15 protein-coding genes are annotated in these 11830 nt (G+C 65.8%); 3 read left to right on the forward strand and 12 right to left on the reverse strand.

From position 1 onward, the window contains the following. Positions 1 to 47 precede the first annotated feature (47 nt). From C3F42_RS12190 to C3F42_RS12210, 5 genes are all read right to left on the reverse strand, one after another. Positions 48 to 1442, reverse strand: coding sequence for a PhoH family protein (locus C3F42_RS12190; RefSeq protein WP_023629387.1), 1395 nt, complete (start codon positions 1440 to 1442; stop codon positions 48 to 50). Positions 1443 to 1734: 292 nt separating this feature from the next. Then, entirely contained in the window at positions 1735 to 2502 is a 768-nt protein-coding gene (gene phnE / locus C3F42_RS12195; protein WP_104444486.1) for a phosphonate ABC transporter, permease protein PhnE, read from the reverse strand. Further along, on the reverse strand, positions 2499 to 3326 hold the full coding sequence (locus C3F42_RS12200; RefSeq protein WP_104444487.1) for an ABC transporter permease: 828 nt from the start codon (positions 3324 to 3326) through the stop codon (positions 2499 to 2501). Before C3F42_RS12200 ends, phnE begins: the two co-directional genes overlap by 4 nt. Further along, positions 3320 to 4114, reverse strand: a complete 795-nt coding sequence (locus tag C3F42_RS12205; RefSeq protein ID WP_038707401.1) for a phosphonate ABC transporter ATP-binding protein — start codon at positions 4112 to 4114, stop codon at positions 3320 to 3322. Before C3F42_RS12205 ends, C3F42_RS12200 begins: the two co-directional genes overlap by 7 nt. After that, complete coding sequence (locus C3F42_RS12210; protein WP_023633092.1) at positions 4111 to 4965, reverse strand: putative selenate ABC transporter substrate-binding protein; 855 nt, start codon at positions 4963 to 4965, stop codon at positions 4111 to 4113. The genes C3F42_RS12205 and C3F42_RS12210 overlap by 4 nt, the downstream gene beginning before the upstream one ends. A gap of 169 nt (positions 4966 to 5134) precedes the next feature. Between C3F42_RS12210 and selD the strand changes: the two genes are divergently transcribed. Next, a complete protein-coding gene (selD, locus tag C3F42_RS12215; protein WP_104444488.1) occupies positions 5135 to 6169 on the forward strand; it encodes a selenide, water dikinase SelD in 1035 nt (344 codons plus the stop codon). Further along, positions 6169 to 7281 (forward strand): tRNA 2-selenouridine(34) synthase MnmH, encoded by a 1113-nt coding sequence (gene mnmH, locus C3F42_RS12220; protein WP_104444489.1) that lies wholly within the window; start codon positions 6169 to 6171, stop codon positions 7279 to 7281. Before selD ends, mnmH begins: the two co-directional genes overlap by 1 nt. 15 nt (positions 7282 to 7296) lie before the next feature. Here the strand turns inward: mnmH and C3F42_RS12225 are convergent, their stop codons facing one another. After that, positions 7297 to 7683, reverse strand: coding sequence for a lysozyme inhibitor LprI family protein (locus tag C3F42_RS12225; protein WP_104444490.1), 387 nt, complete (start codon positions 7681 to 7683; stop codon positions 7297 to 7299). Positions 7684 to 7717: 34 nt separating this feature from the next. Next, a complete protein-coding gene (locus C3F42_RS12230) occupies positions 7718 to 8638 on the reverse strand; it encodes a LysR family transcriptional regulator (protein ID WP_104444491.1) in 921 nt (306 codons plus the stop codon). Positions 8639 to 8729: 91 nt separating this feature from the next. On the opposite strand from C3F42_RS12230, the gene C3F42_RS12235 reads away from it, so the two are divergent. After that, positions 8730 to 9197 carry a DMT family transporter gene (locus C3F42_RS12235; protein ID WP_094010241.1) on the forward strand — a complete coding sequence of 156 codons (468 nt, stop codon included), beginning with the start codon at positions 8730 to 8732 and terminating at the stop codon, positions 9195 to 9197. Between the two features lie 5 nt (positions 9198 to 9202). Here C3F42_RS12235 and C3F42_RS12240 read toward each other — a convergent pair whose 3' ends face one another. The 5 genes from C3F42_RS12240 to C3F42_RS12260 form a co-directional block, all read right to left on the reverse strand. Then, positions 9203 to 9742, reverse strand: coding sequence for a hypothetical protein (locus C3F42_RS12240; RefSeq protein ID WP_094010242.1), 540 nt, complete (start codon positions 9740 to 9742; stop codon positions 9203 to 9205). Between the two features lie 84 nt (positions 9743 to 9826). Next, positions 9827 to 10366, reverse strand: a complete 540-nt coding sequence (locus tag C3F42_RS12245) for a hypothetical protein (protein ID WP_094010243.1) — start codon at positions 10364 to 10366, stop codon at positions 9827 to 9829. A 50-nt stretch (positions 10367 to 10416) separates the two neighbouring features. Continuing rightward, a complete protein-coding gene (locus C3F42_RS12250; protein ID WP_052062241.1) occupies positions 10417 to 10980 on the reverse strand; it encodes a GNAT family N-acetyltransferase in 564 nt (187 codons plus the stop codon). Positions 10981 to 11074: 94 nt separating this feature from the next. Continuing rightward, entirely contained in the window at positions 11075 to 11320 is a 246-nt protein-coding gene (locus C3F42_RS12255) for a DUF3077 domain-containing protein (protein ID WP_028689794.1), read from the reverse strand. Beyond that, complete coding sequence (locus tag C3F42_RS12260) at positions 11317 to 11562, reverse strand: hypothetical protein (protein ID WP_023631578.1); 246 nt, start codon at positions 11560 to 11562, stop codon at positions 11317 to 11319. The genes C3F42_RS12255 and C3F42_RS12260 overlap by 4 nt, the downstream gene beginning before the upstream one ends. Positions 11563 to 11830 lie beyond the last annotated feature (268 nt).

Here is an 11830-nt window from a genome sequence, read left to right on the forward strand (position 1 = left end):
CGGGGCCATCCCGCTCCCACGGTGGGAACGGGATGGCCGGCGACAGGTTACAGGTGCGACTCGGCGTACTCGGCCAGTACCGAGCGTGGCACGCCCTGCAGGGTGATATGAACGCCGTGGGGGAAGTCCTTGAAGCGCTCGGTGAGGTAGGTCAGGCCGGAACTGGTGGCCGACAGGTAGGGGGTGTCGATCTGCGCCAGGTTGCCCAGGCAGACCACCTTCGAGCCGGTCCCGGCACGGGTGATGATGGTCTTGATCTGGTGCGGCGTGAGGTTCTGGCACTCGTCGATGAGGATCAGGCTCTGCTGGAAGCTGCGCCCACGGATGTAGTTCAGCGATTTGAACTGCAGCGGCACCCGCTCGAGGATGTACTCGACACTGCCGTGGGTGCTCTCGTCATCCATGTGCAAGGCTTCGAGGTTGTCGGTGATGGCACCCAGCCAAGGCTCCATCTTCTCCGCCTCGGTGCCCGGCAGGAAGCCGATCTCCTGGTCCAGCCCCTGCACGCTGCGGGTGGCGATGATGCGCCGGTAGCGCTTGCTGACCATGGTCTGTTCGATGGCCGCGGCCAGCGCCAGGATGGTCTTGCCCGAGCCCGCCGCACCGGTCAGGTTGACCAGGTGGATATCCGGGTCGAGCAAGGCGAACAGCGCCAGGCTCTGGTGGATGTCCCGTGGCTTGAGGCCCCAGGCTTCCTGGTGCAGCAGCGGTTCCTGGTGCAGGTCGAGCAGCAGCAGCTCGTCGTTGCGGATGCCCTTGATCCAGCCGACGAAGCCCTGTTCGTCAATGATGAACTCGTTGACGTGCACGGCGGGCAAGTTGTCCGTCAACTGCACCCGATGCCAGGTACGGCCACGCTCCTGACGCGTGTCGACCTTGCTCACGCGGTCCCAGAACGACCCTGTGACCGAGTGGTAGCCCTTGGACAGCAAGGACACATCGTCGACCAACTGGTCGGTGCTGTAGTCCTCGGCGGCGATCCCGCACGCACGCGCCTTCAGGCGCATGTTGATGTCCTTGGTCACCAGCACCACGTCGAGGTCCTTGCGCTTGGCGCGCAGGTCCAGCAGTTGGTTGATGATGATGTTGTCGGCGAGGTTCTCGGGGAGCAGGCGGTTGGGCTCGTTGCGCGTGCTCATGAGGATGGACAGGAAGCCCTTGGGCCCGCTCTTGCCGCGCTGGATCGGCACGCCCTGCTCGACATCGCTGGGCGAGGCGTCGCCGAGGGTCTGGTCGATCAGGCGGATGGCCTGGCGGCATTCGGCGGCGATGGTCTGTTTACCGGTCTTGAGCTTGTCGAGTTCCTCCAGCACCGTCATCGGTATGGCGACGTGGTGCTCCTCGAAGTTGAGCAGGGCGTTGGGGTCGTGAATCAGGACGTTGGTATCGAGCACATACAGGATTGGCTGGTTGGAGGAAGGGTTGCGTCCTTGGTCATCCATACTCGTTCACCTTATGTGAAAGCCACACGGCGCGAACGGCTGCGCCGCAAAGTGACTGCCGTTCTCCCCGTATCCGCGTCGTTACGGGCGGGAAGCTCACCTGGCAAGGAGGGCGTGGATGACGCCACCTGTGCTGCAGGGTTCGGCTGTCTGGTTCCTTGATACCGCAAAAACCATGACCGAAAAAAGTCTTTTTACGCTCAGGTGAAGTTTATTTTTCGGATTGACGAACAGGGCTTGGCGCGGGCCCGGAGCAGGACTACAGTCAAGGATCAGGTGCCGCGAAATGTACTCAGGCGCGTACGAAACGCTGGCGCAACACATCGCTCAGGGCATCCACCAGCAACACCAGCACCAGCATGGCGATGATCACCGTGCTGGCCTGGGCCTCCTGGAACAGGCTCAGGGTCGCGTAGAGCATCTGCCCCAGCCCACCCGCCCCCACGAAGCCCAGCACGCTGGCCATGCGGATGTTGTTCTCCCAGCGATACAGGCTGTACGCCAGCAGTTGTGGCCACAGGTTGGGCAAGGTGCCGAAGCAGAAGGCCGCCGCCTGGCTGCCGCCCTGCAGGCGGATCGCCGCCGCAGGCTCGGGCGGTGCATTCTCCAGTGCCTCTGCAAACAACCGTCCCAACACCCCGGCGGTATGCAGCGCCAACGCCAGGGTGCCGGCATTCGGTCCCAGGCCCGCAGCCAACACGGTCAGCGCCGCCCAGACCAGCTCCGGAATCGCCCGCAGCGCATTGAGCAGCAGGCGCGCCGCGCCCTGCAACGGCAAGCCGAAACGCCCGGCGGCCGGCAGCGCCAGCAACAGGCCGAGCAGCATCGCCAGGATTGTCCCTATTCCTGACATCGCCAGCGTTTCCAAGGCCCCCTGCCCCACCGCTCGCAGGTGCGCCACAGACAGGTCCGGGTGCAGGAAACGCGCCGCGTATTCGCCCATCTGCGCCGGCCCGCCACTGCCGACGACCGCTGCCAGGTCCAGCTCCAGATAAGCGAACGATGCCAGCACCGCCGCCAGGATCGCGGCGATCACCAGCCCATTGATCACCCGGTTCATGCCAGCCTCCCGCGCAGGAAACGGCTGAGCAAGTCGGCCAGCACGACCAGCAGCAGGAAAGTCAGCAGCATGCTCGCCACCTCGGCACCGGCGAACATGCGCATCGACAGATCGATCTGCTGGCCCAGCCCACCGGCACCGACGAAGCCCATCACCACCGAAGCGCGCACCGCGCACTCCCAGCGGTACACGGTGTAGGACACCACCTCGCTCGCGGCCTCGGGCAGGGTGCCGTAGAGAAACGCCGACAGGCGGCTGCTGCCGGCCTGCAGCAAGGCATGGGCAGGGCGCTGGTCCACCGACTCGAAGATCTCCGCGTAGACCTTGCCGAGCATGCCGCTGTAGGTGATGGCGATGGCCAGCACGCCGGCAGTCGGGCCCAGGCCCACGGCGCGGACGAACAACAGTGCCCAGACGATCTCCGGTACGCTGCGCAGGAAAATCAGCAGGCCACGCACCGGCAGGCGCGCAGCCCGGGACCATGGCCCCAGGCGCCCAGCGCTGGAGGCTGCCCGCAAAGACAACGCCCGGCTGGCCAGCAGGCTGGCCGGTACCGCCAGCAGCAGTGCCAGGCTCATGCCCGCGGTGGCCACGGCCAGGGTCTGCACCGTGGCGGTGAGCAGCAAATCGAGAAACCCGGCGTCGTGGGCCGGGGGCCAGAACGCGCTGACGAAGCCGGCCATCTGTTGGCGGTTCTCGGCCTGTAACAGCACGCCGGGGTCCAGCTCGCTCAGGCGCAGGCCCGGCCACAGCAACGCCAGGCACAACAGGGTCAACAGCACACGTGGGATGGCAGCAGGATCTCGCTGGTCAGTGCTCAGCATCGCGGGATCTGCACCTGCGGGCTGGCCGTCGAGGCAACAGGCGAGGCCAGTTGCTCGTTGGCGTACAAGGCATCGAGCATCGCTTCGCTGACCGCCGCTGCCGGGCAGTCGAACGCCACCTGCCCGGCGCGAATGCCGACGATGCGCGGAAAGTGCGCGAGGGCGAGCTCCACCGCGTGCAGGCTGGCGACCAGCGTCACGCCATGGGCCTGGGCATGACGATTGAGCAACGCCAGGCTGTGATCGGCGAGCACCGGGTCCATGGCCGAAACAGGCTCGTCGGTCAGCAGCACTTCAGGTCGCTGGTACAAGGCGCGGGCGATGCCGACCCGTTGCAACTGTCCCCCCGACAACTGCCCGCACTGGGCAAACAGCTTGTCAGCCATGCCCAGCTCGGCCAGTGCCGCGCGGGCACCGGGAATATCCCCGGGGTGAATCAGGTTGAGCAGCCCGCGCAAGGTGCCCCACTGCCCCAGGCGCCCCGCCAGCACGGCGGTTACCACCCGCTGGCGCGGCGGCAGGGGCGGTGCCTGGTGCACCAGGCCGACCCGTGCACGCAAGCGCTGACGGGCGCGGGCAGACAGAACCCAGGGCTGCTCGCCCAACAACTCCAGGCGCCCGCCACTGGGCGGCACGGCAGTGGCCATCAGGTGCAGCAGGCTGGACTTGCCGGCTCCGGACGGACCGATGATCGCCACCCGCTCGCCCTGGCCGATCTGCAGGTCCAGCGCGCTCAAGGCCTGGACCTGGCCATGGCGCACGCTGGCGCCCTGAACACGGATACTCACTTGAGCAGGCCGGCCTCGCGCGCGGCTTGCTCGGTGCCCTGGTAATTCTCCGGCTTGGTTTCAATGAAGCGGCTGGCGGCCTGCAGGTCGAGGATCGCCTTGTCCGCAGGCTTGGCCGGATCCAGGGCGAGGAAGGCCTGCTTGATCTTCTCTTTCAGCGCCGGGTCCATGTTGCCGCGCACGGTCCAGTTGTAGTCGAAGTACTCCGGCGTGGTGGCGAACACCCGCACCTTGCTGGTGTCGACCTTGCCGGCGGCGACCAGCTTGTCCCAGACGCTGGCGTTGAGCACGCCGGCATCGGCCTTGCCGGCCTGGACCCAGGCGGCGGTGGCATCATGGGCGCCGGAATAGGCGACGCGGCTGAAGTATTCCTCTGGCTTGATGTTGTCGTTCTTGAGCATGAAGTAACGCGGCATCAGGCTGCCCGAGGTGGACGAAATCGAACCGAAGGCGAAGGTCTTGCCCTTGAGGTCCTTGAGACTCTTCACGTCCGGGTTGGCGGTGATGAACTTGCTGGTGAACTTGGCATCCTGCTCACGCTGCACCAGCGGCGTGGCCTTGGGGTCCTTCAGGTGCACCTGGACGAAGGTGAACCCCCCCAGCCAAGCCAGGTCCAGGCGATCGCTGGCCAGCGACTCGACCACCGCTGGGTAGTCGGCCACCGGCACGAACTGCACCTTCATGCCCAGTTGCTGCTCGAGGTACTCGCCCAATGGCTTGAACTTGCGCAGCAGTTCGGTCGGCGCCTCGTCGGGGATGGCGCTGACGCGCAGCACATCGGCGGCCTGGGCGAACACCGCGCAGCAGGACAGCGCGAGACCGGCAAACAGTGCCAGGGGGCGTTTGAGCATGGGGATTCTCCGGTTCGATAGCGGGACATGGTTCGATGTCGCATCGCGGGGTTTTCCCGGCGTGGGAGCGGGCTTGCCCCGCGATGCTGGCAAACGAGGGAAGTATAAGAGCCGCAGGCACAAAGGCCAGCTTTGCTACAATCGCGCATCACGAAAAGTCGAGGTGCACATGAGCGAGCCGATTCGTCTGACACAGTACAGCCACGGCGCTGGTTGTGGCTGCAAGATTTCTCCCAAGGTGCTGGATGTAATCCTCGCCGAGAGCGGCACCCAGGCGCTGGACCCGAACCTCTGGGTCGGCAACGCCTCGCGCGACGACGCTGGCGTCTACGCCCTGGACGACGAACGTGGCGTGGTCTCGACCACCGACTTCTTCATGCCCATCGTCGACGACCCGTACGACTTCGGCCGCATCGCCGCCACCAACGCCATCAGCGACATCTACGCCATGGGCGGCGACCCGCTGATGGCCATCGCCATCCTCGGCTGGCCGATCAACGTATTGCCGCCGGAGGTCGCCCGCGAAGTGATCCGCGGTGGCCGCGCGGTCTGCGCAGAGGCCGGCATCCCATTGGCCGGTGGCCACTCCATCGACGCCCCGGAACCGATCTTCGGCCTGGCCGTCACCGGCGTGGTAAGCAAGCGCCACCTCAAGCGCAACGATACCGCCAGCGTCGGCTGCCGCCTGTACCTGACCAAGCCGCTGGGCATCGGCATCCTCACCACCGCCGAGAAGAAGGCCAAGCTGCGCGAACAGGACCAGGGCCTGGCCCGCGACTGGATGTGCACCCTCAACACCCCCGGCAGCCGCTTCGGCAAGCTCGACGGCGTGCAGGCGATGACCGACGTCACCGGCTTCGGCCTGCTCGGCCACCTGGTCGAAGTCGCCGAGGGCAGCAGCCTTACCGCCCGCCTGCAGTTCGCTGCCGTACCGTGCCTGCCCAGCGTCGAGCATTACCTGGCCGAGGGCTGCATCCCCGGCGGCACCTTGCGCAACTTCGACAGCTACGGCCACAAGATCGGCGCACTGAGCGACGAGCAGAAGCACCTGCTGTGCGACCCGCAGACCAGCGGTGGCCTGCTGGTGGCGGTCAGCCCGCAGGGCGAGGCCGAATTCCTTGCCGTGGCCCGGGAACTCGGGCTCGAACTGGCGCCGATCGGCGAGTTGGTCGAACGACAGAGCCACGCAGTCGAGGTGATCTGATGCGCCCCGACTGCACCGAGCTGAAACAGCTGTTCCTCAACAACGTGCCGCTGATGGACATGCGCGCGCCGATCGAATTCACCAAGGGCGCCTTCCCCGGTGCGGTCAACCTCCCCCTGATGACCGACCAGGAGCGGCAGAAAGTCGGCACCTGCTACAAGCAGCAGGGCCAGGCCGCCGCCATCGCCCTGGGCCACCAGCTGGTCAACGGTGCGGTGAAGCAGCAACGCCTCGACGCCTGGACGGCCTTCACCCAGGCTCATCCCGACGGCTACCTGTACTGCTTCCGCGGCGGGTTGCGCTCACAGATCGTCCAGGGCTGGCTCAAAGAAGCCGGCATCCAGTATCCGAAGGTGGTGGGCGGTTACAAAGCCATGCGCACCCTGCTGCTGGAGACCACCCAACAAGCGGTGCAACACTGCGACTTCGTGCTGGTGGGCGGCCTGACCGGCACCGGCAAGACCGACGTACTGCTCCAGCTGGACAACGTGCTGGATCTGGAAGGCCATGCCAACCACCGCGGCTCCAGCTTCGGCAAGCGCGCCACCGCGCAGCCGGCGCAGATCGATTTCGAGAATGCGCTGGCCATCGACATTCTGAAAAAACGTGACCGGGGCATCGGCCAGTTCGTACTCGAGGACGAAGGTCGCGTGGTCGGCAGCTGCGCGGTGCCGCTGGAGTTGTACCAGGGCATGCAGCGCTATCCGCTGGTGTGGCTTGAAGACAGCTTCGAGCATCGCGTGGAACGCATCCTGCGCGACTACGTGATCAACCTGTGCGCCGAGTTCATCGCCGTGCACGGTGCACAGGCCGGCGGCCCGCTGTTCGCCGAACGCATGCGCCAGAGCCTGATCAACATCCACAAACGCCTGGGCGGCGAGCGCTTCCAGCGGCTGTCGACGTTGCTCGACCAGGCGCTGGAGGAGCAGTTGCGCAGCGGCGACGTGAGCCTGCACCGAGGGTGGATAGAAGGGCTGCTCAAGGAATACTACGACCCGATGTACGCCTACCAGCGTGCGGCCAAGGCGCAACGGATCGAGTTCGCCGGAGACGGGGTGGAAGTGCGTGAGTACCTGAAGGCCCGGGCACTGCGTGAGCAACGCGGCGCCTGATTCGCGAACGCCACATCACTGCCCCGGGCTGAGCACCCGTTCCAGCTCCGCCGCCCGGTCCTTGCTCATGTCCATCTCGCACATCGCGCCTTCGATGCGGTAGATGCTGCCGTTGCTCAACTTGCCGTGGAACGCGCAGTTGCCGTCGCGGTACTTCATCCAGATACGCTGGACTTCGCGCAGGTCCTTCTGCTGCTGGCTGCCGAGCTTGGCCATCAGCTGCTTGTAGACCCGGTTCAGCCGATCATCCTGCAGCTGGGTCTCGGCCTGGATGCAGGCCCCCATGGCCAGGGTGCTGGAGGCTTTGTCCATGCACTGGGTGTAGGTGGGCGAATAGTCCTCGGCCTGGGCGCCGGCAACGATCAGCAGGGCGGCGGCGCCGACCAGGCAATGCTTGAACATGGGCTTTCCTTTTCGCAAATGAATGCGGCACAGCCTAGCATTCTGCTCCGCCTTCGTTCACGCACAACACCTGGATTTGCGCCCGCAGCCAGCGGTGCCCGGCATCGCCGTCGCGCCGCGAGTGCCAGGCCTGGGCAAAGGCGAACGGCGAGATCGCCAGGGGCGGCGCGAACTGGCGCAGGGCCGGATCCAGGCGAGCACCAACGAGGCTGCGCCGGGCCACGGTGAGCACCAGGTCGGTTCCGGCAATGACACTTTGGGCCACGCCCCAATGCGGCAGGGTCAAGGCGATGCGCCGACGTGCGCCCAAGGTGGCCAGGGCCTGGTCGATTTCGTTGTCGATGCCGGGGCGCACCGCCACCAGCACATGGGGCCGCGCCAGCCACGGGTCCAGCGCCAGGCCACCGCGAGGCGGCAGGCTGGCGCGATCGGCCAGGCAGACGAAGGACTCCTCGAACAGCACCTGCTGAGCCATTTCCGTCGGCAGCTCCGGAAACACTCCCAGCGCCAGGTCCGCCTCGCCGTCGATCAACTGGCCGAGCATCGCCTCGCGGCTACCCTGGGACACCACCAGGTCGATGCCCGGTGCTTCGCGCCGCAACAGGCGCATCAGCGAAGGCAACACCACGCGGGCGCCGTAGTCGGACATGGCCAGGCGAAAAGTACGCCGAGCCCGCGCCGGCTCGAAGCCCGGCGTGCCGAGCAATCCGTCGAGTTGCTGCAAAGCCTCCTGCAGCGGCGCGTGCAGGGCTTCGGCGCGGGCCGTGAGTTGCAGGCGGCCACCGCGTCGTACCAGCAGCGGATCGGCGAAGATCTCGCGCAACTGCGCCAACGCATGGCTGACCGCCGGCTGGCTGCGGTGCAGGCGCAATGCCGCACGCGAGACATGCTGCTCGCTGAGCAGGGCGTGCAGAGTCAGCAATAGATTGAGGTCGATACGGCGCAAATCATCCATGGTACGAATACAGCCTGTGCGAAGTTCGAATTTCCATCATTGAAGTGCATAGCGAAGACTGAGGCCAGTGTTTTGACCAGGAGTAGACACCATGCCCGCCAGCCTCTTCGCCGCCCTTCCCTTGCTCATCGCCCTGCTCGCCGGGGCTGCCGTGCCGTTTCAGGCGGGCAGCAACGCCGCGCTCGGGCGCCTGCTCGGTCATCCGCTGTGGGCGGCCGGGGTGTCGTTGCTGGTCAGCCTGCTGATGCTGGTGCCGGCCCTGCTGCTGATGCGCGCGCCGCTGCCACAGGTGCAGCAACTGGCCCATGCGCCCTGGTGGGCTTGGTTCGGTGGGATTGCCGGGGTGCTCTACATCACCGCCGCGCTGGTGCTGACGCCACGGCTAGGCGCGGCGGGGTTCATCGTCTGCGTGGTGGCCGGGCAGGTGCTGTCGTCGCTGCTGATCGACCAGTTCGGCCTCATGGGCCTGCCGGAGCGACCGGTGAACCTGCTGCGGCTGGCGGGAGTGGGAATGATCGTGCTCGGGATGATCGCGGTGCAGTGGGGCACGGCGCGTTAAGGCCATCACAAGGTGCGCGGCTGCTCCGGCGGCACGATCACCTTGTGCGGCTCGAAGCGCAGCGATGGCATTTGCGTACCGGCATACAGCGCCACGCTCAGGGCCGCGATCAGCGCCACATCGAGCCAGCCCCAACCCGGTACATCCGCTGCTGAACGCGCCTTCCAGCACCACCATAGCTGTCCCATGCAAAACACCAGGATCGCCAGCAACCACAGGTAGAAGCCCGCGCCAAAGCCGGTCACATCCTGGAAGGCGTAGCTCTGGTTGTCCGGCAATCGGGTGATCGCGAAGCTGCTGGCCGCCAGATACAGCGCCAGCAGGCCGCACCCCAGCGCCAGGCGGCGGAACCGGCGGTGGGCTAGGACCGCCAGCGCCAATAGTGGGTTGGCGAACCACTGGTACAGGCCGAAGGCGATACCCCATGGGCCGTAGAGCAGCATCTGCAATGCCGGTACATGTCGCCCTGCGCCTGTCAGGGCACCATCGAAGGCCAGGCTCAGCAGGTACAGGGCGAGGCTTGTGGTCAGGTAGAAAGCGGGCAAGTCAGGCACCTGGTAAAAGCGAACGAGCTGCGACCTTAACCCAGCCCCTGCCGTCTTTCCAAACCCAAGGCGCGTCTGGAGAGTTCAGCCTGCCTGTACCTGCTCCATTGGCTCGTCGGAACTGCGAATCTGCACGCCCAGGCTGGGCCTCTGAGTCGCCAGGTAGATCGTGCTCGTCAGCACCGCGATCAGCAGCACATCGAACCAGCGCCAGCGCGGCATATCCTGCGCCGTCTGCGCCTTGCGGCACCACCACCCCTGCCCCAGGCAGAACAGCAGGATTGCCAGTGTCCACAGGTAGTAGCCGGGTCCGAAACCGGTAAGCGGCAGGAATTCATAGCTGCGGTTGTCCGGCAGCCGCTCGATGCCCAGGCAACTGAGCGCCAGGCCCAGGGCGATCAGGCCAGCGCCAAGCGCCACCCGGCGAAAACGCCGGCGGGCGAGGATCGCCAGCCCCAGCAATGGATTGGCAAACCACTGGTACAACCCGAAGGCAATGCCCCATGGGCCCATGAGCAGTATCTGCAGCGCCGGCATATGCCCGTCGACGCCCATCAGCAGGCCATCGAAACACAGGCAAAGAAGGAACAGCACAAGGGTGAACATCACATAAAAAGCAGGCACGCGCAGGCTCCATCCAGCAGCGAAAGGCGCGACCATAGCTCAAGCGGGCGTCAGGCGACAGGCGGTTCTAGCAGCAGACCGTAAAGCCCCGAGTCAGACAACTCGCCGGCCACGCACCAGCGGGCGCGCAGGGTGCCCTCCAGGACGAAGCCCTGGCGCTCAAGGGTACGTGCCGAGCCCTGGTTGCGCGGGTCGATTTCCGCCTCCAGGCGGCGCAGGTGCAGGGTGTGGGCCAGGTAGTCGATGAAGCAGGTCAGCGCTTCGTCCATGTAGCCCCGGCCCTGGGCGGACTTGGCCAGGCAGTAGCCGATTTCGCCCCGGCGCGAGGCCTCTTCGAGGTTGAACAGCTGGACCATGCCGATCAGCTCGCCGTTGTCACGGCGGTACATGCCCAGCTTGAGCAACTGGCCGGCGGCATACGCCTCGCGGTCGGCAGCCAGGGCGCTCTCGGCCTCGGCCAGGGTCTGCCAGGGGGCGTGGTACCAGTAACGCATGACCTCGGGGTCGGCCATGATGGTCAGCCACTGCTGCGCGTCGCCATGACGCATGGGACGCAACTGCAGGCGTGGGCTGTCGAGGCACAGGTCGCTGGGGAAACTGCGGGGGTCGGGCACGCCGGGACTCCTGTCCGGTGGTGAGGAGATGACAGTCTAACGACAGTGGCTCGGTCTGGCATCCCTGGGGCCGCTTTGCGGCCCCCTTTCACCGCTACCGGTTCAACCCCAGCTCCATGTCATCGATCAGCCCCTTGGCCAGCCCGCTGAGAATCCGCGCCGCACTGGCTGCCATGAGGTCACCCTCCATCTCGGCCTCGGTGGTGAAATGCGCCACGCAGCCGAGCAGCACCGACAGGTCGCTGAAAGCGTGGTCGAACGGGATGCCGGGCTGGATACAGAAGATCTCGAGGCAGGTGGTCTTGCCCTGGGTCGGGCCGGGCTTGAAGTCGTCGCTCATACCGGCGCCCCCTTGGCCCGGGCGTGGCGGACCAGCGAGATGACCAGTTGGCCGAGGATCTCGACGCTGTCCATCATCACGTCGAGGCGCGCATCGCGCTGGCAGACGGTGTAGGCGTGGACGGTGTCGCTGAGGATGTGCATCAGCTTGTTGGCATGGGCCATGGCTTCCTCGGGGTCGAGGTCGCTGATGATGGTGACGAAGGGGATTGGATAGGGTGGGTCGGGTACAAGTTTTTTCATGGTTACTCCTCGAAATTGAACTTCAGGAACAACCACCTCGATCCTTCTCACAGATTAGGGTGGCAGTCGTACGCATGGTGAGAAGCCCGTGTGTAACCATGAATCCACGGTCAGGCCAAAGCCTGCACGCGCACGACCGCCATTGACGAAATCGACATGGTTCACACAACGGGCTTCTCACACCCGGTCGCCAAATGTGACGACCCAGAGACGGTACCCCTGATGTATTTCCCGGCCAATTCAGAGCCTTCCGGCAGGCGCGTAGGAT

This window comes from Pseudomonas sp. PONIH3, from assembly GCF_002934345.1.
Taxonomy (GTDB): domain Bacteria; phylum Pseudomonadota; class Gammaproteobacteria; order Pseudomonadales; family Pseudomonadaceae; genus Aquipseudomonas; species Aquipseudomonas soli.